Source organism: Streptomyces sp. NPDC044064 (genome assembly GCF_056434245.1).
Genome location: NZ_JBWKFN010000026.1, coordinates 29,214 through 51,945, shown reverse-complemented (window position 1 = coordinate 51,945; position 22,732 = coordinate 29,214). Strand labels below are relative to the sequence as shown.

Genomic DNA, 22,732 nt, shown 5'->3' with positions numbered 1-22,732 from the left:
ACCATGCCGGCACGCGGCCCGCGTCCGCGTGCAACGGGGAGGAACGATGGACCTGTCCAAGGAAGACCGGCTCCCGCCCTTCGTGGAGGAGCTGATCGGAACACTCGGCGTACACGCGCAGTACGTCCTGCACGGCAACATCCGTGACCTGCACCTCGTGAACCGGCGCGGCCGGGACCGGTTCCACCCGCTGCTCGACGTGCTGTGGAACCCGCTGCGGGAGGTCGGCTACCAGGCGCTGGTGCTCTGCGACCAGGTGGGCGGATTCCATGTGGCGGCGGCCGCGGACGGCGACACGCACGCGGCCCTCGAGGAACTGCTGCAGGGACCGCGCGAGTTCCCCGGCCAGACCGCGGCACAGCGCCAGGCGGTGCTGGACCAGCTGCGGAACCTCACCACCGGGTGGGCGGAGCAGCGCGAGGAGATGATGCGGGACGGACGCCGGCTGCGGCCGCTGCGGGTGGCGCTGGTCGTCGACCACGCCTCGCGTCTGGTCACCGACCCGGCCCGGCTGACCAACGACGAACGGGACTTCTTTCTCGCCTGCCTCAAACTCGCCCACGAGGCAGGGCCCTTGGAGCCCTGGACCGGCACCCCCGTCGTTCCCGGCGAACCGGGCCGGTTCAACCCGGTGATCTGGCTCGCCGACGGGGAGCGGGACATACCCGGATGGCTGGTCTCCGGGAGCGAGCGGATCCGGGCCGTCGCCGTACCGGAGCCGGACGCGGACGAGCGCACGACGATGGCCCGCCTCCTGCGCGAGCGCTACGAGCGGTACCCCGGAAAGGGATCGGGCGGCGGTCCGAACTCGCCCGCCAGCGCTGATGCGGAGGAGACCGCACGCTCGGTCGGCGCCTTCGCCCGGGCGGCCACCGGCATGAGCCTGCGGGCCATGGAGGAGAGCGTGAAGCTCGCCCGCTCCCGCGGCATGCCGTTCGCCGCCATGCCCGACGCGGTACGGATCTACCGGCTCGGTGTGGAGAAGAACCCCTGGAGCCGGGGCGAGATCCGCCGGCGCATCCTCCGCGGGGAGGACCCCGGCAACGAACGGTCCATCCCCCGCCGGGTGCTGGGGCAGGAAGCGGCCGTGGCGATGACCCTGGACATCCTCAAGCGGGCCGCGCTGGGACTCTCCGGGGCGCAGGCGACCAACCCGGGACACCGGCCGCGCGGTGTGCTGTTCTTCGCCGGACCGACCGGAACCGGCAAGACGGAACTGGCGAAGGCCGTGGCCTCCGTACTCTTCGACAGCGACCAGGCGTATCTCCGCTTCGACATGAGCGAGTTCTCGGCCGCCCACTCCGCCGACCGGCTCGTGGGCGCGCCGCCCGGATACGTCGGCTACGAGGCGGGCGGCGAACTGACCTCCGCCGTACGGGAGAACCCCTTCCGCGTCATCCTCTTCGACGAGATCGAGAAGGCCGACAAGGGCATCCTCGACAAGTTCCTGCAGGTGCTGGAGGACGGCCGGCTCACCGACGGACAGGGCGTCACCACCTACTTCAGCGAGTGCGTGCTCATCTTCACCTCCAACCTGGGTGTCCAGCGCACGGACCCGGACACCCAGGAACGCAAGTGGATCGTCAAACCGGGCACGCCCTACAAGGAGTTGGAGGCCACGGTCAAGGACAACGTCAAGAAGCACTTCGAACAGGTCATCGGCCGACCGGAGCTGATGAACCGGATCGGCGGCAACGTCGTCGTCTTCGACTTCATCTCCGACGCGATCGCCGAGCGGATCTTCGATCTGCAGGTCGGCAACATCCAGCGCCAGCTGGCCCAGGGACACCGGCTCGCCCTGGAGATCGAGGACAACGCCCGGCGCGAGCTGCTGGCCCACTGCACCCGGGACAAGTGGAACGGCGGCCGTGGCATCGGCATGGTGCTGGAGACGCATCTCATCAACCCGCTCGCCCGGGAGCTGTTCGCGGCGCCCGAGCTCGGGCCGGGCACCACGGTCGTGGTGACGGACGTGCGGGAGACGGAGAGCGGACGGGTTGACACGACGGTCGTGCTGAAGAAGGGGGACAGCGATGTCTGACGTGCGTGACTGGGACGACGACGAGGACGGGTGGGACTCCGTACTGCCCATCCCCGGCTCTGCACGTCCGCGCTCGCCCCGGCCGTCCGTCGGTCACCGTTGCGAGCGGTGCTCCGCGGTCGTCCCCGCCGGTGTGCGCGCATGTCCCGGATGTCTCACCCCGGTCGGATCGGCCCCGGAGGGTGGCCGGATCCCGGGGGGTGTCCGGATCCCGGGGGGCGCGGTACGGCTGGTCTTCCGCGGCGGCGGCCGGCATCTCGATGTGCAGCGCGGCTCGGAGATCCGGCTGGGGCGCAGCCGCGACTGGGCCCCCGAGGCGTCCGAGCTGCTGGCCGACGAGGACACGGTCTCGGCCCGGCACGCGACCCTCCTGCACGCCCCGGACGGGGCGGCCTGGCTGACCGAGGTCCCGCGGGGCGCCACCAACGGCACCCGCGTCAACGACCGTGTCCTGGTGCCGGGTTCACCGGTCCGCCTGAGCGCCGGCGACCGGGTCGAACTCGGGCCCGGGGTCGAGTTCATTGTCCAGGGGATCGCGGAGGAGTCCGGGGAGGCGGCGTCCTAGCCGCCGTCGGCCCGGGGGCCGCCGGGCGCGTCAGTGGCCCTGGGAGTCCAGGCAGTGCGAGCGCTGCGTGATGGGGGCGACGGCCTCGGACAGGTCGGTCAGCACCGAGTCGACGGCCCGCACGCCGGGCGAGATGGTCACCTCGACGGCGGGGGTGCGGCCGTAGGAGACGAGGACCTTCTTCCCCGACTGCCGGGACCGTGCGAGTTCGAGCAGCCAGTCCACGCCGTTCACGCTCACGCACGGGTCGGGCGACGGGCCGGGTGAGACCAGCCCGCACCGGGCCGTGACGGCGCCACCGCCCCAGGCCTCGGCGCCGGTCACCGCCACTCGCTCGCGGTCGTGACCGTCCAGCCGCCCGGGCCAGCGCCCGGCCAGGCCCGCACACGCAGGCCCGGACGCCCGCTCGGCCGCTCGCAGCCCGTAGTGGGCATCGCCGCCGCCCTGCCCGGCCCACCATCCCCAGCCGCCCGCGGCCACCAGGACCGCCAGTGCCCCGGCCCCGACCGCGTACCGCACCCTCACTACAGCCCCCGTGTGTCGTGGTTCCGGCGACAGCCGGTGATCGGTCCCCTCGGAACCTACCGCACCCCCAAGGCCCGTCACTGATGGGACGGTTGAGATACTCCTTCCTCGTGAAGACGCGACCGTTGCTGTGGACCGCAGCCTGCCTGCTGCTGGCCTCCTGCCATGCCGGCATGGCCACCGCCGACCCCTCCGAGGCAAAGAGCGGGCCCGTGCCCGCCGACCGCCGGGCGGCCGCGCCCGACCTCGCGGGCGACAGCCTGGACGGCAAGCCCCTGCGTCTGTCCGACTACCGCGGCAAGGTCGTGGTGATCAACGCGTGGGCCTCCTGGTGCGGCCCCTGCCGGGCCGAGGCGCCCGAACTCGAGGCGGCACAGAAACACCTCGCCGCCGAGGGAGTTCAGGTGCTCGGGCTGAACACCGACACGGAGCCCGTCAACGGCCGTTCCTTCCAGCGGGACCACCACCTGACCTACCCCAGCTTCAGCGACCCCTCCGGCCGCAAGGTGCTGACGTTCCCCAGGGGTTCGGTGCCGCAGGGGGTGCCCTTCACGGTCGTCGTCGACACCCGCGGCAGGATGGCGAACGTCCACACCGGGCCCGTCACCGAACGCGACGTGCGCGACCTGGTGCGGCCGCTCCTACGGTCCTGAAGCGCCGTCAGTTCGGCTCCGTCAGCCGGACCCGCCGCCCTGCAGGGCGGCCACGGCGCTCTTCGCCGCCTTGATGGCGCCCTTGTTGATCTCGTCCGTGCTCGGGGCCTTCTTCGTCTCGAAGTCGCTGCCGTTGTAGGTGACGATCACCAGCGCGTTGGAGACGCGGGCCAGCACCACGCCCTCGCGGGTCTCCTGCTTGTCCTCGGTGGTGAGGTTGACGATGGAGTACCCGGTGTCCCCGAGTCCCGGAACGGCCCCTCCGCCGCTCTTCTCGGCGACGCGCTGCTCGTACTCCTTCTTCGCCTCCTGCTCCGATCCGGCGACCTCGAAGGAGACGTCGAGCCAGCGGTAGTCGTAGCCCTGCAGGGCGTTCCAGGAGCAGGTGCGGCGCAGCGCGGTGTCGGTCGAGGGGATCTCCTTGCCCGCTGTCCTGGCCCCGGGCACCAGCGACTTGACGGTCGCCACGGGCACGCTGGTGCAGGGGGTGGGCGCGCTGTCGTACGACTTCGACGCCGCGGTGGAAGCCGGGGCGGAAGCCGACCGGGTGGGTGTCTCCCGACCCGCACGGTGACTGTCGGCGGACGGCGTGGCCGGACCCGACGACATCGCCCAGCCGGCGCAGGCCAGCACGGCGACCGGCGTCAGACGCGCGGTGAGGGCGAGCGGCAGAGGAAGAGAACGCACGGCTCACTTCTCGTGGGGGAGGGGGTGCGGAGGGGGGTCCGCATGGTGGACTGCGACGACAGTGTCACACGACTCCCTGTGGGGCGGAAGTGCCAACTCGCTGTGTGCCTGTGTGGTGACGGAGCCCAACGGCCGACGCCTCGTATGCCCCTTTTTGCCCCCGAGTTGAGTGCGGGTCGCGCGAGCCGGGTGCGGGTTACGGCACCCGGGCCGTCCACTCCGGGGACGTGAACTTCGTACGTGCAAGCTCCTGCGCCCGCGCGAGCTCCTCGTCGGTCACCCTGCCGTCGACGAGTCCGTACCGCCCCCGGAACGACTCGATCATCCGCTCGATGACGGCCTCGCGCGCCAGCCCCGTCTGCCGCCGCAGCGGATCGACCCGCTTCTTCGCGCTCCTCGTCCCCTTGTCGGACAGCTTCTCCCGCCCGATCCGCAGCACCTCCACCATCTTGTCCGCGTCGATGTCGTACGACATCGTCACGTGGTGCAGCACCGCGCCGGGCCCGCCGTCGGTGCCGACGATCCGCTTCTGCGCCGCGCCCGCGATCTTGCCCTGGTCGGTGGCGATGTCGTTCAGCGGCTGGTACCAGGCGCGGATCCCCATCTCGCCGAGGGCGCCCAGCACCCAGTCGTCCAGGTAGGCGTAGCTGTCCTGGAAGGACAGGCCCTGGACCAGTGACTCCGGCACGGACAGCGAGTAGGTGATCGTGTTGCCGGGCTCCACGAACATGGCGCCCCCGCCGGAGATCCGCCGCACCACCTCGATCCCGTGCCGGGCCGCGCCCTCCGGGTCCACCTCGTTGCGCAGCGACTGGAAGCTGCCGATGATCACCGCCGGGGCGCCCCACTCCCACACCCGCAGGGTCGGCGGGCGCCGGCCCGCGGCGACCTCGGCGGTCAGGACCTCGTCCAGGGCCATGTGCAGCGCCGGGGACTGCGGGCGCTCGTGGATCAGCTGCCAGGCGTAGTCGGTCCAGTCCGTGGCGTGCGCGAGCGCCCGGCGCACCGCGGTCCCGACGCCCTCCGAGGTCAGCCCGTACATGACGGTCCCCTCCGGCAGCGCCGCGTCGATCCGCACGGCCAGCCCGGACGCGTCCGTGTCCGCCGGAGCGCCCTCCAGCGCACGGTTCACCGCGTCGAGTGCCTCGTCCGGCTCCAGGAAGAAGTCGCCTGCCACGCGCACATGGCGCAGCACGCCGTCCTCGACTTCCACGTCCACGACGACGAGCTTGCCGCCGGGCACCTTGTACTCACCGTGCACTGCCGGGCCTCCGTTCCTGCCGCACGAGATCAACGTCGCAGGTGGCCGCGGTGTTCCCGGGCGGCGACCAGGTCCGAAAGATCACCCGCGCGGCGGATCCCGGGTCAGCTCTCCCGGCTCGCGCGGGGACGGATCAGTCCGATCTCGTACGCGAGGATGGTCGCCTGGACCCGGTCGCGCAGGCCCAGCTTGGACAGCAGGCCGTTCACGTGGGTCTTCACGGTGCCGGTGGTCACACCGAGTTCGGCGCCGATCTCGGCGTTGGTGAGGCCGGAGGCGATCTTCAGCAGCACTTCCCTTTCCCTCGGGGTGAGTTGGCCGAGGGCGCCGGCCGTCGCGGGGAGCCGCGGGGCGCCCTGGGCGAAGGTGTGGATGAGACGGCCGGTCACGGCGGGCGCCAGGATGCCGTCGCCCGCGGCGACGACGCGGATCGCGGTCAGCAGGTCCTCGGGCCGGGCGTCCTTCAGCAGGAACCCGGACGCTCCGGCCTGCAGGGCCTCGTACACGTACTCGTCGAGGTCGAAGGTGGTGAGCACCAGCACCCGGGGCCCGTTCTCCGGCGCCGTGATCAGACGGGTCGCGGTGAGTCCGTCCATGCCCGGCATCCGGATGTCCATCAGGACGAGGTCGGGGGCCTCGGCGGCCGCCAGCGACACCGCGGCCGCCCCGTCTCCCGCCTCACCGACGACGGTGAGGTCCGGTTCGGCGTCCACGATGGCGGCGAAACCCGCCCTGACCACGGCCTGGTCGTCGACGACGATCACGCGTACGGCGACGGGGACACCTCCTGGACGGGGACCGGAGCGGGTCCGGCCGGCAACGACACCCGTACAGTACCGGTCGGTTCGAGCACGATGCGGCCCTCGCCGGCGGCGGCCTGCACCCGCAGGCGTTCGGCCACCGGGCCGGCGACGGCGAGCGGTGCGCCCGTCACCGTGATGGACACGGTGCCGCGCCGCCGCCTGAGGGTCACCCGGGCCGGCCCGCGGTCGCCCGCGCCGAGCGCCGCCTCGACGATCCGGTACATCGACACGTGCACGGACGGCGGAAGGTCCCGCCCGGCCTCGGGCAGTCCCCGCAGCCGCACGTCGCGGCCGGCGGCGCGCAGGGTGCGGCACAGTGTGTCGAGGTCGGCGGCGGTCGGGGCCGGAGCGAGGCGGTCGGCGGGGTCCGTGGCGTCGCCGAGGCCGTGCAGCATGTCCCGCATGGCGGCCAGGGCGGCCCGGGCCGTGCCGGCCACGTCGTCGAGCCGTCCCTGCCGGGCCAGCTCGACGAGCGACGCCGTGTGGTGCAGTACGGCCTCGCGCAACGTGAGTGCCAGCCGGTGCCGTTCGGCCTCGGCGGCCTGCTGCGCATGCCACATGGAACGGGCGAACGCGAAGTCGTCGTGCGCCAGGACGCGCAGGCGCCGGCGCCGCAGCACGAGACCCGCACCGCACACGGAGGCGAAGAGGGGAGCCAGCAGGACGCTCAGGACGATCACCATGGCCCCGATGAACCCGTCGACCGGGCCGCCCTCGAACGAGCCGTCGGCGGCGGCCGTGACTGTGACGGCCGAGGCCGTGCCGAAGGTGGTCGCGACGAGTGCCGGCCAGGCGGTGGAGGGCCCCCGCCCGTAGGCGGCGAGCGCGTACGCCGCGAGCAGCTCCACGAGCGTGCCCCCGACGAGGAACTGCGACACCCGTGACGGCAGGGGCACCACCGCGACGGCCACGGGCCACAGCCAGGCCGTGGCCAGCACGGCGACGAGGCAGGCCACGGGGGCGCGTCTGCGCCACAACAGCGGCAGCGCGTGCAGGACCAGCAGCACCGTCACGACGATCAGCTCCGGCAGCACGGCGCGCCTGGTCCGCTCCGGCCAGTCCTCCGTGGCCCCGAGGGCGATGACGACCGGCAGGATCATCGCGGTGAGGGCGAGGGCGGGATCGGCGAGCCGCTGCTCCCGCAGGACGTGCCGCCGCCAGGCGGGCCCGGGAGGCTGCTGCGGCCCGGCGGCGTCCGGCAGGGTCGCGCGGACCAGCCATCCGCCGTCGGGGCCGGGACCGGCGGTCAGCTCGCCGCCGGCCGCTGCGGCCCGCTCCCGCATGCCGGCCAGGCCCCGTCCCGAGCCGAGGCCGCCGGTGTCGTGCGGCGCCGGGGCGCGCGGTGGCGCGTTCTCCACCGTGAGTTCCAGCAGGCCGTCCGCCCGGCGGACGTGGACCCGGGCGGCGGTGCCGGGGGCGTGCCGCACGGCGTTGGTGAGGGCCTCGCGGACGATTCCGTGGATCGCCTCGGCCGCGGGACCGGTCAGGTCGTCGGGGATGCGGGTGGCCACGGGCCGGCCCAAACGGCCGAATCCAGCGACCAGTTCCTCGATCTCGGCACTCGTGACTCCCGGGCCCGGGCAGTCGGTGTCGCGCAGGAGACCGACGAGCCGCTGCAGCGATGCCATGGTCTCGGTGCCGGTGCGTTCCGCGAACGACAGTGCCTCGGGGGCCAGTTCCGGCCTGCTGGCCTCGAGCCTGCGCGCGGCGTCCACGGTGACGACGACCGAGGTGAGGTGATGGGCACTCACGTCGTGCAGTTCGCGCGCGAGTCGCCGGCGCTCGTGGTCGCCCGCCGTCCGACGGGCGTGCTCCGCCCCGGCCAGCCGGTGGGCCGCGGTGAGCCGTCCGCCGAGCCACTGGCGCCGCGCTTCGCCGAGTCCCGCGCACAGGGCGTACGCGGACAGGGTGATCGCCAGCGTCAGGAGCGAGACGCGGAAACCGTCCTGTACGACGGACATCACCCACTCGACGCCCACGAGCCCGGCGACGGCCCGGACCGTCACCGGCATGGGACAGCGGACGGCGACGGAGTACAGGGCGACCGGCGTGCCGAGGCCGACGTAGCCGTCCGGCCAGGCGGCCATGCCCAGGACGTAGCCGCCCACCACCCCCGCCAGAGCCCGCACGGGTGCCTGCCGACGCCGGCCCAGCGCGGCCGTCTCCACGAGCAGGGCGCAGCCGGCGGCGATCAGGCCCAGCGTCCCGGGCCTCTCGTCCGAGCCCGACCCGGTCCACATCAGGGCTCCTTGTACGGCGGCCAGCACCAGGGGCAGAAGCCAGTTGCGTATCGTCTCCATTTCGCCGACGAGCGTAGAACGCGGCCCGGACGGCGGGCACCGGCCCTGAGACCGAGACCGGTCCCCACCCAGCGATAGAGGCAGCGTTCGTGCCGCGGGGCGATGACCGGGCCGGGCGCCGCCGGAGAGAGTTGGGGCCATGACGACGCCACCGCCGCCCGAACCCCTGCCCTACCACCGACTCGCCCGGCTCTCGGTGCACCACCGCTGGTGGCGTCCGCTGGTGGGGACCCTGGTCGTGGCCGTGGTCTACATGATCGTCGTGGCCGTCCTCTACGGCGTCGCCGACGAGTGGGGCTCCCGGCAGGGGTACCCCGAGGACCGCGACGGACTCGTGGAGTTCGGCCCCGTCCCAGGCACCGCCCTTGACCTGCTGGCCCTCGCCGTGGGAATACCCGTCGTGCTGCTGGCCGTGCGCTGGATCGGGCAACGCCCCGCGGGCACGCTCTCCTCGGTGACCGGCCGACTCAGATGGCGCTGGCTGGCCCGGTGCGCGCTGACGGCCGTGCCGGTCCTCGCGCTGGCGACGGGCGGCATGATCCTGCTGCCCGGCGACGACGGCGAGGAGTTCCGCTGGGCGGGATGGACCGTCTTCGGGCCCGCGCTGGCCATGCTGTTCGTCCTGGTCCCCCTGCAGGCCGCCGCCGAGGAGTACGTCTTCCGGGGCTGGCTGACGCAGGCCGTCGGCAGCTGGGTGCGCTCGCCCTGGTTCGCGCTCCTGCCCCAGGCCGTCCTGTTCGCCGCCGCCCACGGCTGGGGCACGCCCTGGGGGTTCGCCGACCTCGTGGTGTTCGGGGCGGCGGCGGGCTGGCTGACCTGGCGGACGGGCGGGCTGGAGGCATCCGTCGTGCTGCACACGGTCAACAACCTCTTCGCCTTCGCCGGCATGGCGGCCACCGTCGACGGGCTCAGGAGCGACGAGACCGCGGCGGACGCGACCTGGCCGCTGGTCGCGCTCGACGTCGCGGGCATCGCGCTGTACACGGCGGCGGTGGTGTGGCTGCTGCGCCGCCGCCCCCAGGTCCGCACCGCTCCCGCGCCGCTCCCGCCCGGCCCGCCGCCCGCCTTCGCCACCCCGTACCCGCCCGTCGCGGGCTTTCCCGCGCCGCCCCCGTGGGCAGGCAGTCCGGCACCGGGCACACCGGAACCCCCGGCCCCCCGGGATCCGGGCCGAGGAGAGATCCCGCCGTGGAGCGGAACCGGGTCCGCTCGATAGCCTGCCTGCCGACCGACGTGCTCAAACTGCGAGGTGACCCGTGCAGTTCACCACCCGGCCCACTCTCCAGGGCACCTTCGGCATGGTGTCCTCCACCCACTGGCTGGCCTCCCAGTCGGCGATGGCGGTCCTGGAGGACGGCGGCAACGCCTTCGACGCGGCCGTGGCCGGCGCGTTCGTGCTGCACGTGGTGGAGCCGCACCTGAACGGGCCCGCCGGCGAGGTACCGATCCTGCTCGCCCCGGCGGACGGCGAGGTACGCGTGCTGTGCGGGCAGGGTGTGGCCCCGGCCGGCGCGACGGTCGCGCACTACCGGGGGCTCGGTCTGGATCTCGTACCCGGTACCGGCCCGCTCGCGGCCGCCGTGCCCGGTGCCTTCGACGCCTGGCTGCTGCTCCTGCGCGATCACGGCACCAAGTCCCTCGACGACGTCCTGAGGTACGCCGTCGGGTACGCCGAGCACGGGCACGCGCCCGTGGAGAACATCGGCGCGACCGTGGAGAGCGTCCGGGAGCTGTTCGAGACCGAGTGGACCTCCTCGGCCGAGGTCTACCTGCCGGGCGGCAGGGCGCCCCGGCCCGGGGAGCTGCTGCGCAATCCCGTGCTCGCCGCCACCTGGAAACGGCTGCTCGCCGAGACCGCCGGGGCCGGCGACCGGGAGGCGCGGATCGACGCCGCGCGCGAGGTGTGGCGCTCCGGCTTCGTCGCCGAGGCACTGGTACGGCAGTCCCGGCGGCCCACCCTGGACACCAGCGGCGAACGGCACACCGGCACCCTCACCGCGGCCGACCTCGCCGGCTGGTCGGCGAGCTACGAGGCGCCGGTGACGTACGACTGGAACGGCTGGACCGTGTGCAAGGCCGGCCCCTGGAGCCAGGGCCCCGCCCTCCTCCAGCAGCTCGCCCTGCTCCCGCCCGAGCTGCCCTCCTACGGCTCGGCAGACTACGTCCACCTGCTGGTCGAAGGCTGCAAGCTCGCCATGGCCGACCGCGAGGCCTGGTACGGGGACGCGGCCGAGGTGCCGCTCGCCGAGCTGCTCTCGGACGGCTACAACGCCGGCCGGCGGGCCCTGGTCGGCGCCAAGGCGTCGTACGAGCTGCGCCCCGGCAGCCCCGGCGGACGCGCCCCGCGCCTTCCCGCCCAGGCACACGCGCGCGTGGAGGCCGGCCGGGACAGCGGCTTCGACCCGATGGGCGCGGGCGAGCCGACAGTCGCCGGGCCCCGGGTCGCCGCCGACGGCAGCACCCGGGGCGACACCTGCCACCTGGACGTCGTCGACCGCTGGGGCAACATGATCGCGGCCACGCCCAGCGGCGGCTGGCTGCAGTCCAACCCGGTCGTGCCCGAGCTGGGCTTCCCGCTCGGCACCCGGCTGCAGATGGCCTGGCTGGAGGAGGGCCTGCCGAACTCCCTCACCCCCGGCCGCCGCCCCCGCACCACGCTCACCCCGTCCCTGGCCCTGCGCGACGGCGTCCCGGTGCTGGCGTTCGGCACGCCCGGCGGCGACCAGCAGGACCAGTGGCAGCTGCACTTCCTCCTGGCCGCAGTCCTGCGCGCCCCGGTCCGCGGCGGCCTCGACCTGCAGGGCGCCGTCGACGCCCCGAACTGGCACAACGACAGCTTCCCCAGCTCCTTCCACCCGCGCGGCCGCCGCCCCGGCAGCGTGACGGTGGAGTCGCGCATGGACCCGGAGGTGATCGAGGAGCTGCGGCGGCGCGGCCACGACGTCACCGTCGGCCCCGGCTGGTCGGAGGGCCGCCTGTGCGCGGTGGCCCGGGACCCGGAGACCGGCGTGCTCTCGGCCGCGGCGAACCCGCGCGGGATGCAGGGATACGCGGTCGGCCGCTGACGGCGGGGGCGGCACCCGCTCTTCATCCCGATTCCACCTGGCGTCCACCGGGCGGGCTGGGATTGTCAGTGGCGCGTGTTCTCATGGAGGCATGATCCAAGACACGGAAACCATCGACGAGTTTCTCACCCGCTGCTCGGCAGACGTCGAGGAGGCGGTCCGCAAGGCCGCGGCCACCGAGATCCTGCCCCGCTTCCGCCGCCTCGCCGCGCACGAGGTGGACCAGAAGAGCGGACCGCACGACCTGGTGACCGACGCCGACCGGCTCGCCGAGCAGCAGCTCACCGAAGCCCTCGGGGCACTGCTGCCCGGCTCGGTGGTGGTCGGCGAGGAGGCGGTGCACGCCGACCCGGCGACGTACGACGCGATCCAGGGCGACGCGCCCGTCTGGATCATCGACCCGGTCGACGGCACCCGGCAGTTCGTGCACGGCGACGACGGCTTCTGCACCCTGGTCGCACTGGCCCACCGGGGCACCGTCCTGGCCTCCTGGACCTACGCCGCCGCGCGCGACCAGCTCGCCACGGCCGTCCGCGGCCGGGGCGCCTTCCTCGACGGCGAACGGCTGTTCGCGGGCCCGCCCGCACCCGGCCGCGACCTCACCGTCGCCACGTCCCACCCCGACTTCACCACCGAAGACCAGAAGCGTGCGCTGCGCGCCCTGTGGACCGACGGCCTCGCCCCGCGCCCCTGCGGCTCGGCGGGCCTGGAGTATCTCGCCATAGCCCGGGGCGAGTTGGACGCAGTGGCGTTCTCCTGGGAGGCCGCCTGGGACCACGCGGCGGGCCTGCTCCTGGTCGAGGAGGCGGGCGGTGTCCACGTCACCCGCACCGGCGAGCCGTTCCGTGTGACCGGTGCCAACGCGCTGCCGTTCACAGCGGCCCGGGACGCCGGTACCGCCGGCCGGATCGTGGACCTGCTGCGCACCGGAGCCTGAGCCACCCGGCTCCGGGGAGTGTCAGTCCCGCGGCCTATCCTGAACCTGAGTGGCCATCGGCTGACGAAGGGGTCCGAAGGTGCCGTCGATGCTCGATGCGGTCGTGGTGGGTGCGGGACCGAACGGACTGACCGCTGCTGTGGAGCTGGCCCGCCGGGGCTTCTCCGTCGCCCTGTTCGAGGCAAGGCCCACCGTCGGAGGCGGCGCCCGCACCGAGGAGCTGACCCTGCCCGGCTTCCGGCACGACCCGTGCTCGGCCGCCCACCCCCTCGGCATCAACTCGCCCGCGTTCCGCGACCTGCCCCTGGAGCGCTACGGCCTTCAGTGGCTGCACGCGGAGCTACCCATGGCGCACCCGTTCCCGGACGGCACCGCGGCCGTGCTGGCCCGTTCCGTCGCCGAGACGGCCGCCTCCTTCGGCCCGCGCGACGCGGGTGCGTACCGCAGACTGATCAGGCCGTTCCTGCCCAGGTGGGACACGCTCGTCCGGGACTTCATGTCCCTGCCGCTGACCGCGCTGCCGCGCGACCCGGTCACCCTCGCCCGGTTCGGCCTGGCCGGGCTGCCGCCCTCCACCGTGCTGATGCGCCGCTTCCACGACGAGCGGTTCAAGGCCCTGTTCTCCGGCCTCGTCGCCCATGTCATGGCCCCGCTGAACGGCCTCGCCACCAGCGCCATCGGCCTGGTCTTCGCGCTGGCCGCGCACGCCCGCGGCTGGCCCGTGGCCCGCGGCGGCTCCCAGGCGATCTCCGACGCCCTCGCCGCCTACCTCCAGGACCTCGGCGGCGCCGTGCACACCGACTACGAGGTCAAGCGTCTGGACGACCTGCCGCCCGCCCGCGCGTACGTCTTCGACACCTCGCCCACCGCGCTCGCCCGCATCGCCGGATTCGGCGGTTACTACGACCACTACCGCTACGGCCCCAGCGTCTTCAAGATCGACTATGCGCTGGACGGCCCGGTCCCGTGGACCGCCCCCGAGGCCCGGGTCGCCGGCACCGTGCAGATCGGTGCGAGCAAGGCCGAGATCGGCACCGCCCTGCGGGCCGCGTCCCGCGAGGGCCGCGCCCCCGACAAGCCGTTCATGATCACCGTGCAGCCCAGCGTGGCCGACCCCACCCGAGCCCCCCAGGGCAAGCACGTCTTCTGGGCGTACGGCCACGTCCCCAACGGCTGGACCGGCGACCTCACGGACGCGATAGAGCGCCAGCTGGAGCGGTTCGCCCCCGGCTTCCGCGACCGGATCCTCGCCCGCGCCACCGCGGGCCCGGCCGAGATGGCCGCGCGCAACGCCAACTACGTCGGCGGCGACATCGCCTGCGGCGCGGCCTCCGGACTCCAGCTCCTGCTGCGCCCCAGACTGTCCCCGTTCCCGTACCACACCCCCCATCCGGCCGTCTTCATCTGCTCCTCGGCCACCCCGCCGGGACCCGGCGTGCACGGCATGTCGGGGCACAACGCGGCGAAGGCCGTGTGGAGAAGGCTGAGGCAGGCATGACCACCATCACCCTGGCCCAGGGCGACATCACCCGGCAGAGCGCCGACGCGATCGTGAACGCGGCCAACTCCTCACTGCTCGGCGGCGGCGGGGTGGACGGCGCGATCCACCGCCGCGGCGGCCCCGCGATCCTGGAGGACTGCCGAAGGCTCCGGGCCTCCCACTACGGCAAGGGCCTGCCCGCGGGCCAGGCGGTCGCCACCACGGCGGGCGACCTGGACGCCCGCTGGGTGATCCACACGGTGGGCCCCGTCTGGTCCGACTCCGAGGACCGCTCCGGTCTGCTCGCCTCCTGCTACCGGGAGTCCCTCCGCGTGGCAGACGAGCTGGGAGCCCGTACGGTCGCGTTCCCGGCGATCTCCACCGGCGTGTACCGATGGCCGATGGACGACGCGGCACGGATCGCGCTCGACACGGTGCGGGCCGCCCGGACAACCGTGGAAGAGGTGCGGTTCGTCCTCTTCGACGAGCGGGCGTACGAGGTGTTCGCCCGGGAACTCGGCTGAGGTAACGCCGTCGCCGCGCGGCCCTCGCCGCTTCGCCCGGCGCGGGACCGGTGCACGGGGCGGGCAGGCGTTGGGGGAGTGCGCCTGCCCGCCTCGGCGCGCGATACCCCGCCGGGAGGTCAGGGGCGGAAGAGGTACCGCGGGCCCCATGGAGGAGCCATCCCGTACAGCGCAGCGGACGCGCGGGGTGTCACCCGTGCCGGGGCGGCGTCATCCGCCGCCCGTGTGCAGCAGGTCCCCGTCTGCGCGTTCGCCGTGTTCGGTCAGCGCGATCCGGGCCAGCTTCGTCAGCATCATCCCGTTGCGGATCCTGACGACGTAGTCCACGGGGAGTCCGTGCATCCGGGTGCCGGGGCCGCGCAGCGGGTGCCAGTCGAGGACGAACAGCGTGTGCTCGCCCCAGGGGATCAGGTTCATGGCGATGCGGGCCGCGCCGAAGGGATCCGCCTTCGCCTCCAGCTCCAGGCGGTGCCGCGGCTCGCAGATACGGACGACACAGGTGTCGTCGAGGGTCAGCGGGCCGACGCCGACCCGGACTTGCAGGCGGGCGCCCACGGCGGGCCAGTGCGGGTCCGCGGCGAGCACCTGCTGGGTTCCGGTCACCCACTCCCCGTAGCGATGGCCGTCGGCGAGCAGGCTCCAGACCTCGGACGGCGAGCTCAGGATCAGACGGCGGTTCCGGGCCACGCCGACCACACTCCTTCCGGAGGCGCCTGGTGGAGAACGGGGACGAGGGAGGGGGCTTCTCGACAGTAGCCGCGCGGTACACCCGGGGCATCCGGAGGCACCGAGGTGGCGGCCGCCAGGGCCGTTCCGCAGCCTGGAGCCGGATGTGAACGCGCCGTCGCGCACCGTGCCGCCAGGGTTCCCGGAGGACCGCACGACCGCTTCGCCGCCCGCCACCGACACACCGCCGGCTGGATCGGTGAGGCCGGCCCCGGCCCGTCGTACCTGGACCCCGGCTCGGGCGGTCCGGAGAACGACTTCACCAACCGCGACACCACGGCACCGCCCGGGACGCCGGCTGCCGCCGCGACTACGAGAACCCCGAGCACCGGTAGGGCCCGGCGGCCGGTCCGGGACACCGCGCGGGGACGCTGACATGCTCGTACGGTGAAAGAACGACGCCCTTGTTCACCCGTACGGGTGTATGTCCCAGGAGGTTGAACCGATGACCACCGCCGCAGAGATCATGCATTCCGGAGCCCAGTGGGTCCCGGCGACCGAGACCCTCGACCGGGCCGCGCAGCTGATGGCCCGTCTGAACGTGGGGGCGCTGCCCGTCAGCGACGCCGACGAACGACTGTGCGGCATTGTCACGGACCGTGACATCGTCGTGAAGTGCGTGGCCAAAGGCCACGATCCGTCGAAGGTGACGTGCGGAGACCTGGCCCAGGGCACGCCGCGCTGGATCGACGCGAACGCGACCGTGGAGCAGGTGCTGGACGAGATGTCCACGAACCAGATACGCCGACTGCCGGTGATCCAGAAGAAGAAGCTCGTCGGCATCATCAGTGAGGCCGATCTGGCCAGGCATCTGACGGACCGCCAGATCCACGACTTCGTCGAGCGGGTCTACGCCTGACACCGGCCGAGGTCAGCCACCCAGGAGCCGGCGCTTCTGGCTCTCGAACTCCTCCTCCGTCAGCACCCCCTGTGCCTTCAGGTCGGCCAGCTGCTTGAGCTGATCGATCCTCTGAGTCATCTCGTCGGGGGCGGCGGACTGCGCTGCGGGAGGAGCAGGCTGTGCCGGCTCCTGCTGCTGTGCGTAGGCCTGCTGCTGTTCGTAGTCCTGCTGCGCCCATCGCCCCGCCTGCCGTCGTGAGACGCGGTTGGACACGGCGGTGGCGGTTCCGGCGACGACGGCGGTGCGTGCGACGCCTCGAAGCAGTCCGGGCATGTTCGGTCATCTCCCAGGATTCGGTCCGGCCGTTCAGCCGACCGGTGTTCGGTCCCCGTCGTCCGGGCGACCGGTGTCGGCGCGGCCGGTCAGGCGACCGCGGAGCCACCGGGGGGAGTGGTCTCCTCCGTGGCGTCCAGGGAAGCCAGCAGGGCCTGCACCGGGATACGGCCGCTCGCGACGAGCTGGGCCCCGCTGCGCCTGAGCGCGCGGGCCAGGGGAGCGGCCCACACGTTCTCGTACACCAGCACCGCGGCCGAGTTGCCGGGCTCCAGCGCGTTGCCGGCCTCGTCCAGGTCGCTCTGGTCCAGCACGCCGGCCGAGGCGCCCTCGAAGACGGTCAGATCGACCTCGTCGCCGAGGTCCTGCAACTCCAGCGCGACGACCGAGCCGTCGGTGTCCTTGCGGAGGAAGGCGAGGTCGATGATCCGGACGAGGCCGCGCTCGACCAGATCCACCAGCAGGGGGAACGCCTCGCCCGTCATGCGGTTGCCGGGGAACTCGATGACCAGGTAGTCGACCGGGCCCATTTCTTCGATGCCGTTCATGGCCACTCCTCGGGAACAGGGGAGGGGGGCCGTCCGCGGCTCCGTGGCAGCGCCTCGCGTCGGCGGTGGTCAGCCCTCCTGGCCATTGCAGCACGCGCCCCAGAGCCTCGCACATCCGCGCACGACGCCCCTCCGCCCCCGCCTCGGGGTGCCGCCGCGTGCCCCGGCGGCCACTCTGGTCGGAGGAGGAGCGCCGCAGGAAAAGGCGTGTCGAAGGGAAGGCGTGTTGAAGGGACATGAGCAACGCCATGCCGACCACCGCGAGTGCGCCGACCCCGACCCGGCGCCGGTGGTACCGCCGAAGCGCGCTCGCGGGACCCTGATGCGACGGGGCGGGCGGGCGAACCGGCGTCCCGGGCCGAGTTGGTGGAAGCGGCGCAGCACCGAGCTCGTGGCCCGGGCGAAGACGCTGCACCGCGAGGCGGAGATCCGCTTCCCGGTCGTCACCCATCTCGCGGACCGCATGGTGTCCGTGAACATCTTCGACTCCGGCACCCGGCTGGCCGCACAGTGCTTCCTCACCGCCATCCCGCTGCTGTTCGTGGTCGCGGCCTACGCTCCGCCGTGGCTGAAGCAGCAACTGGTCAGGTCGGTGCATGCGGTGCTGGGCCTGACCGGTGCCGCCCAGACCGAGCTGGAGAAGGTGTTCCAGCCGACCACGGAGGATCTCCGGCAGGCCACCGGTGTCGTCGGCGTACTGATGGTGCTGATCTCGGCCACCGCCGTCAGCCGGGCCCTGCAGCGGCTCTGCAAGCGCGCCTGGGAGATCCCCAGAGCGGGCACCCGCGTCGCCCCCTGGCGCTGGGTGGCCTGGCTCGTCCTGTGGCTCGGGTCGATGATCCTGCAGGGCCCGATGCGCGACGGGTTCGGCCTGGGCGCCTGGCTGGGCATCCCCCTCACCCTGGTGACCCAGACGGGCCTGTGGTGGTGGACGCAGCATCTGCTGCTCGGCGGCCGGATCACCTGGAAGCCCCTGCTGCCGGGCGCCGTCATCACGGCCGTCGTCCTGACCGTCATGACGAGCAGCGCGCCGCTGTACATGCCCAGGGCCATCAACCGGGCCCTGACCGACTACGGCTCCCTCGGCCTGGTGTTCCTGCTTCTGTCCTGGATGATCGTGGTTGCCGTCGCGGTCGCCGTCTGCATCAGCGTGGGCGCCGTCGTCGCACAGGAACCCCCGCTGGCGAAGCGCCTGGGCAGCCCGCCCCCGCGGTGGAGTCAGGAGACCTAGTGCGTCGTCCATTCGGCCTGCCCAGCGCGCGCGGTGCCCGTGCGGCTGAGGCAATGGGGGTTCAGGCAACCCCACCGCGCCGGAGGCACCGTGACCGAGCCGCCCGCCCCGAACCCCCCGAGCCCGGACGACGAGCCCACGGCCGGAGGCCGGGCGGGGGCGCGCCGGAACGGGGGCGGGGCGGCCGCGCGGACCGCGCGCGCCACCGCGTCGGCCGTGCTGATCGTGCTGACCTGCATCCTCGTCCCCGTCGCCCTGCTCGCGGTCTGGGTCAAGGACATCGCACTCGACACCGACCGGTATGTGTCCACGGTCGCGCCGCTGGCCACGGACCCCGCCGTCCAGGACGCGGCGGTCCACCGGATCACCGAGGCCGTGGGCGCCAAGGTGGACGGTCCGCAGGTCGCCTCCGACATCGCCGCCTGGCTCCAGTCCCAGGGGCTGCCGCCGCGCGCCGCCGACGCGCTCAAGGGACTGGGGCCGCAGATCGACTCCGCCGTGAACCAGGCGGTGACCAGGATCGCCACCCGTGTCGTCGACAGCAACCTCTTCGCGACGACCTGGCGCACCGCCAACCGCGCCGCCCACCAGGCCGTCGTGCACGCCCTGACCGGCGAGGGCCGCGGTGCCGTCGGGGTCAGTGACGGCACGGTCACCCTGAACGTCGGTACGGCCGTCGAGGAGGTGAAGAAGGAGCTGGTCGACGCGGGCCTCAAGCCCGCCGAGAAGATCCCGGAGGTGGACAAGCAGCTGGTGCTCTTCCACTCCGACCAGCTCGCCAAGGCCCGAAAGGGCGCGCATCTGCTCGACGTCGTCGGGAACTGGTTCCCCGTCCTCGTCGTCGTCCTCGGTGCCCTGGGCGTCTTCCTCGCCCGCCACCGCCGCCGGGCCCTGGCACGCACCGCCCTCGGCGCCGCCTTCGCCTGCCTGGTGGTGGCCATCGCCCTGGTCGTCGCCCGCCGCTACTACCTGGACCACCTGCCGCCCGAGGTGCAGTCGAAGGCCGCCGCCGCGGCCGTCTTCGACACCCTGCTCCGCTTCCTCAAGGTCAGCCTGCGCACGGCCGTCGTCCTGGGCGTGGTCATCGCCCTCGGCGCCTACCTGGTCGGGCCGGGCCGCCTGCCCGTGGCCATCCGGGGCGCCTCCGACAACACCGCGGACTCCGCCGCCCGGTGGGCGGCCGGCCACCACATCCACGCCGGGCGCGCCGGCAGCTGGGCGCTGGCCCACCGCAAGAGCCTCACCCTCGCCGCGCTGCTGGTCATCGCGCTCGTCTTCGCGCTCTGGAACCACCCGACCGTGCTCACCGTCCTGCTCCTCGTCGTCGTCCTGCTCGCCGTCCTGGCCGTGCTCGCGCTGCTCGCGGCCGGCGGCCGCACCGCGCAGGGCGCGGGCCCCGCGGCGCCGCGACCGCCCGCCGACCAGCCCTGACAGCAGGTGCGGGGGGCCGCCCGATCCGCGTGAACTGCGCCGGAGCCCGAAGGCTGCGATTCTGATCCCGTGGAGCGTCGTCCACTGCCTCACGGACCGTGGTGGTGACCCGATGGCCATGAGTGAACAGAACACCGGGGGACCGGCCGACATGTGTGCCGATCCTCTGGGCGAGCCGTTCCTGCAGACACGGTTCGCCCCGCCGGCCAGGCCGGCCACCTTCCTGCGCCGCCCGCGGCTGGTCGAACACCTGGACAAGGCCCTCGGCACGCCGCTGACGATGGTCAACGGCTCGGCCGGGGCCGGCAAGACCCTGCTGGTCGCGGACTGGGCCGCCGGGCTGGGGCGGCCGGTCGCCTGGTTCACCAACGAGGCCGGGGACCAGGGCGCCGGCATGTTCTGGGCCTACGTCCTGCACGCGCTGCGCGCCGCCGGCGTGCCGCTCTCCGCCGACATCGGCTGCCCCGCGGACGCGAGCCGCGTGGACCACAAGCTGCTGGCACGCCTGGCCGACGAACTCAGCGGCCATGACCGGCCCGCGATCCTGGTGCTCGACGAGTTCGACCGCCAGAGGGCCTCCCAGACCGCGGAGCAGCTGGAGTTCGTCCTGCACCACGCCGGGCCCGGACTGCGGCTGATCCTCGTCACCCGCAACGAACCGCTGCTGCCGCTGCACCGCTACCGGGCCGCGTCGGCCATGACCGAGATCCGGGACGCCGAGCTGGCCTTCACCCTCGAGGAGGCGGCCGACCTCCTGGAGCTGCACGGTCTGCGGCTCCCGGCCGAAGCCACCCGGGCCCTGGTCGAGCGCACCCGGGGCTGGGCCGCCGGACTGCGCCTGTGCGCCATGGCCGCCCAGGAGAGCGAGGACCCCGAGGCCTACCTCAGGGAGTTCGAGGCGGGCCGGAGCACGGTCGCCGACTTCCTCCTCGCCGAGGTGCTGAAGCGGCAGACGGCCCGCACCCAGGACCTCCTGCTGCGGGTCAGCGTCGTGGACCGCTTCTCTCCCGGACTGGCGGAGGCGCTCACGGGCCGCAGCGGTCTCGAACCGGTCCTGGCCGGGCTGCACCGGCAGAACGCGTTCGTCGAGGACCTCGGGCACGCCTGGTACCGGCTGCATCCGTTGTTCGGCGAGATCCTCCGGGCCCATCTGCGGGCGCGCCATCCGGGCCTGGAACCGGAACTCCACCGGCGGGCCGGGGAGTGGCTGCGGGCCACCGGGTCGCTGCCGGAGGCGCTGGCGCACGGTGCCGCCGCCGGTGACTGGGAGTTCACCGCCGGTGCCCTCGTCGACGACCTCGCGATCGGACAGCTGTTCACCGGGCTGCGCGCGGACGACCTCGGCGAGCTGTTCGCGCGGATGGGGCCCGAGGCCGAGGGCGCGGCCCCGGACGTGGTGCGGGCCGCCCGCGACCTGGCCGAGCACGACCTCGAACGCGGCCTGAACCATCTGCGCCAGGCCGAGGAACAGCTGGCCGAGGAGGAGCCCGATCCCGCGCTCCGGCTGAGCTGCGTGCTGCTGGAATCCCTGGCGGCCCGGCTGACCGGCTCTCCCTCCCGGGCCGAGAAGGCCGTGGCCACGGCCGAGGAACTGCGCCACGAGGTCCCGGCCCACCTCCTGGAGAAGCACCCCGAACTCACCGCGCTCCTGCTCACCCATCTGGGGTCGACCCGGCTGTGGGCCGGCAGCTTCGACGACGCCCGGGCCGCCCTGTCCGAGGTGGTCGGCTGCCCCAGCGGCGTCGCGACCGCCCTGCCCCGCCAGGACTCCCTCGGACACCTGGCGCTGATCGACTACCTGAACGGCTGGCTCGGCCGGGCCGAACGCAAGGCGCTGGCGGCGCTCAGCGAGACCGAACAGTTCGGTCTGCACCGGCCCTCCGGCGCGGATCTCGGGCGGCTGGTGCTGGCCGCGGTGGCCGTGGACCGCGCCGACCTCGCGCAGGCCCAGGCCCTCCTGGAGGAGGCTGCCGACTCCGGCCCCGCCGTGCTCGACCCGGTGACGGCCGCGGGCAGATCCCTCGTGACGGCCCGGCTGCTGCTGGCGCGGGGCGACCCGAGGGCCGCGGCGGAGGCCGCCGACCCTGCCGTCCCGGCCGACGTGACCTCCCCGTGGGCCGAGGTCCACACGGCGCTGGTCACCTCCGCCGCGCATCTGGCCGAGGGTCGGCCGGACACCGCCGCGAAGGTGCTGGACGACGTGCCCTACGGCACCGAATCGGCGTACGCGGCGGAGCTGGCGTGGGCCCAGCTCGCCGCGGGCAACCGGGACGCGGCCCTCGACCTGGTGGACCAGCTGCGCACCCTGAGCCGTACCGGCCCGGGTGTGAGCGTCTGCGCCGCGCTGGTGCGCGCCCGTGCCGCGCAGGACACGGGGGACGTCGCCACCGCCCGCAAGCTGCTCGCCCGGGCCCTGCTGGAGGCCCGGCGGGAGCGGCTGCGGCGCCCGTTCCTGGAAGCCGGACCACACATCCGGCATCTGCTGGAAACCCCGCCGCTGCAGAGCCTCGCCGCGGGCTGGCTCACCCCCGGCGACCCCGCTCCCCGGGTGGCCGAGGAGCGTGCGCCGCTGGTCGTCGAGGATCTGAGCGGACGCGAGCTGGAAGTGCTGCGGCGCCTGAGCCAGCTGATGTCCACGGAAGAGATCGCCGCCGACCTGTACGTCTCCGTGAACACGGTCAAGACCCACCTCAAGAGCGTCTACCGCAAGCTCGGTGTGAACCGGCGCGGCGAGGCGGTGCGGCGGGCCCGTGAACGCGGACTGATGTGAGCCGAGGTGGC

Annotated in this window: 20 protein-coding genes and 1 pseudogene; 13 read left to right on the top strand and 8 right to left on the bottom strand. The window is 73.5% G+C overall.

Annotated features, from left to right (window positions below; all coding sequences use genetic code 11):
- Window positions 1-46: 46 nt before the first annotated feature.
- Together AC07DS_RS33905 and AC07DS_RS33900 are read left to right on the top strand one after the other, a co-directional pair.
- Entirely contained in the window at window positions 47-2,041 is a 1,995-nt protein-coding gene (locus AC07DS_RS33905; RefSeq protein ID WP_479151558.1) for an AAA family ATPase, read from the top strand.
- Window positions 2,034-2,606, top strand: coding sequence for an FHA domain-containing protein (locus AC07DS_RS33900; RefSeq protein WP_479151556.1), 573 nt, complete (start codon window positions 2,034-2,036; stop codon window positions 2,604-2,606). Before AC07DS_RS33905 ends, AC07DS_RS33900 begins: the two co-directional genes overlap by 8 nt.
- Window positions 2,607-2,636: 30 nt before the next feature.
- On the opposite strand, the gene AC07DS_RS33895 is transcribed toward AC07DS_RS33900, so the two are convergent.
- Entirely contained in the window at window positions 2,637-3,131 is a 495-nt protein-coding gene (locus AC07DS_RS33895; protein ID WP_479151554.1) for a DUF3515 family protein, read from the bottom strand.
- Window positions 3,132-3,241: 110 nt separating this feature from the next.
- On the opposite strand from AC07DS_RS33895, the gene AC07DS_RS33890 reads away from it, so the two are divergent.
- On the top strand, window positions 3,242-3,784 hold the full coding sequence (locus tag AC07DS_RS33890; protein WP_479151553.1) for a TlpA family protein disulfide reductase: 543 nt from the start codon (window positions 3,242-3,244) through the stop codon (window positions 3,782-3,784).
- Window positions 3,785-3,805: 21 nt separating this feature from the next.
- Here the strand turns inward: AC07DS_RS33890 and AC07DS_RS33885 are convergent, their stop codons facing one another.
- From AC07DS_RS33885 to AC07DS_RS33870, 4 genes are all read right to left on the bottom strand, one after another.
- Complete coding sequence (locus tag AC07DS_RS33885) at window positions 3,806-4,471, bottom strand: hypothetical protein (protein ID WP_479151550.1); 666 nt, start codon at window positions 4,469-4,471, stop codon at window positions 3,806-3,808.
- 196 nt (window positions 4,472-4,667) lie between these two features.
- Window positions 4,668-5,732 (bottom strand): lipoate--protein ligase family protein, encoded by a 1,065-nt coding sequence (locus tag AC07DS_RS33880; RefSeq protein WP_479151548.1) that lies wholly within the window; start codon window positions 5,730-5,732, stop codon window positions 4,668-4,670.
- Between the two features lie 104 nt (window positions 5,733-5,836).
- Window positions 5,837-6,496, bottom strand: coding sequence for a response regulator (locus tag AC07DS_RS33875; protein ID WP_479151547.1), 660 nt, complete (start codon window positions 6,494-6,496; stop codon window positions 5,837-5,839).
- Window positions 6,493-8,835 carry a sensor histidine kinase gene (locus tag AC07DS_RS33870; RefSeq protein ID WP_479151545.1) on the bottom strand — a complete coding sequence of 781 codons (2,343 nt, stop codon included), beginning with the start codon at window positions 8,833-8,835 and terminating at the stop codon, window positions 6,493-6,495. The genes AC07DS_RS33875 and AC07DS_RS33870 overlap by 4 nt, the downstream gene beginning before the upstream one ends.
- A 139-nt stretch (window positions 8,836-8,974) precedes the next feature.
- Here AC07DS_RS33870 and AC07DS_RS33865 point away from each other — a divergent pair, with 139 nt between their 5' ends.
- The 5 genes from AC07DS_RS33865 to AC07DS_RS33845 all read left to right on the top strand — a co-directional run bounded on the left by AC07DS_RS33865 (window position 8,975) and on the right by AC07DS_RS33845 (window position 14,841).
- Window positions 8,975-10,051, top strand: coding sequence for a lysostaphin resistance A-like protein (locus tag AC07DS_RS33865; RefSeq protein ID WP_479151543.1), 1,077 nt, complete (start codon window positions 8,975-8,977; stop codon window positions 10,049-10,051).
- An 82-nt stretch (window positions 10,052-10,133) separates the two neighbouring features.
- Window positions 10,134-11,900 carry a gamma-glutamyltransferase family protein gene (locus AC07DS_RS33860; protein ID WP_479151699.1) on the top strand — a complete coding sequence of 589 codons (1,767 nt, stop codon included), beginning with the start codon at window positions 10,134-10,136 and terminating at the stop codon, window positions 11,898-11,900.
- Between the two features lie 91 nt (window positions 11,901-11,991).
- Window positions 11,992-12,837, top strand: a complete 846-nt coding sequence (locus tag AC07DS_RS33855; RefSeq protein WP_479151542.1) for an inositol monophosphatase family protein — start codon at window positions 11,992-11,994, stop codon at window positions 12,835-12,837.
- Window positions 12,838-12,916: 79 nt separating this feature from the next.
- A complete protein-coding gene (locus AC07DS_RS33850; RefSeq protein WP_479151540.1) occupies window positions 12,917-14,335 on the top strand; it encodes a phytoene desaturase family protein in 1,419 nt (472 codons plus the stop codon).
- Window positions 14,332-14,841, top strand: a complete 510-nt coding sequence (locus tag AC07DS_RS33845; protein ID WP_479151538.1) for an O-acetyl-ADP-ribose deacetylase — start codon at window positions 14,332-14,334, stop codon at window positions 14,839-14,841. The genes AC07DS_RS33850 and AC07DS_RS33845 overlap by 4 nt, the downstream gene beginning before the upstream one ends.
- Window positions 14,842-15,051: 210 nt before the next feature.
- Here the strand turns inward: AC07DS_RS33845 and AC07DS_RS33840 are convergent, their stop codons facing one another.
- Complete coding sequence (locus tag AC07DS_RS33840) at window positions 15,052-15,528, bottom strand: SRPBCC family protein (protein WP_479151537.1); 477 nt, start codon at window positions 15,526-15,528, stop codon at window positions 15,052-15,054.
- 225 nt (window positions 15,529-15,753) lie between these two features.
- Here AC07DS_RS33840 and AC07DS_RS33835 point away from each other — a divergent pair.
- Together AC07DS_RS33835 and AC07DS_RS33830 are read left to right on the top strand one after the other, a co-directional pair.
- A pseudogene (locus tag AC07DS_RS33835) lies at window positions 15,754-15,902 on the top strand (flavodoxin family protein); the annotation flags it as partial.
- Window positions 15,903-16,012: 110 nt separating this feature from the next.
- Entirely contained in the window at window positions 16,013-16,426 is a 414-nt protein-coding gene (locus tag AC07DS_RS33830) for a CBS domain-containing protein (protein ID WP_479151534.1), read from the top strand.
- A gap of 12 nt (window positions 16,427-16,438) precedes the next feature.
- On the opposite strand, the gene AC07DS_RS33825 is transcribed toward AC07DS_RS33830, so the two are convergent.
- Together AC07DS_RS33825 and AC07DS_RS33820 are read right to left on the bottom strand one after the other, a co-directional pair.
- Window positions 16,439-16,741, bottom strand: a complete 303-nt coding sequence (locus tag AC07DS_RS33825; RefSeq protein WP_479151532.1) for an SHOCT domain-containing protein — start codon at window positions 16,739-16,741, stop codon at window positions 16,439-16,441.
- A gap of 89 nt (window positions 16,742-16,830) precedes the next feature.
- The gene (locus tag AC07DS_RS33820) at window positions 16,831-17,289 is read right to left on the bottom strand and encodes a DUF6325 family protein (RefSeq protein ID WP_261386952.1); all 459 of its coding nucleotides are present in this window, start codon (window positions 17,287-17,289) and stop codon (window positions 16,831-16,833) included.
- A 226-nt stretch (window positions 17,290-17,515) separates the two neighbouring features.
- On the opposite strand from AC07DS_RS33820, the gene AC07DS_RS33815 reads away from it, so the two are divergent.
- From AC07DS_RS33815 to AC07DS_RS33805, 3 genes are all read left to right on the top strand, one after another.
- Window positions 17,516-18,520: a YhjD/YihY/BrkB family envelope integrity protein gene (locus tag AC07DS_RS33815; protein ID WP_479151529.1), complete on the top strand. Its 1,005-nt coding sequence runs from the start codon at window positions 17,516-17,518 to the stop codon at window positions 18,518-18,520.
- A gap of 90 nt (window positions 18,521-18,610) precedes the next feature.
- On the top strand, window positions 18,611-19,951 hold the full coding sequence (locus tag AC07DS_RS33810; protein WP_479151528.1) for a hypothetical protein: 1,341 nt from the start codon (window positions 18,611-18,613) through the stop codon (window positions 19,949-19,951).
- Between the two features lie 112 nt (window positions 19,952-20,063).
- On the top strand, window positions 20,064-22,721 hold the full coding sequence (locus AC07DS_RS33805; RefSeq protein WP_479151526.1) for a winged helix-turn-helix domain-containing protein: 2,658 nt from the start codon (window positions 20,064-20,066) through the stop codon (window positions 22,719-22,721).
- Window positions 22,722-22,732 lie beyond the last annotated feature (11 nt).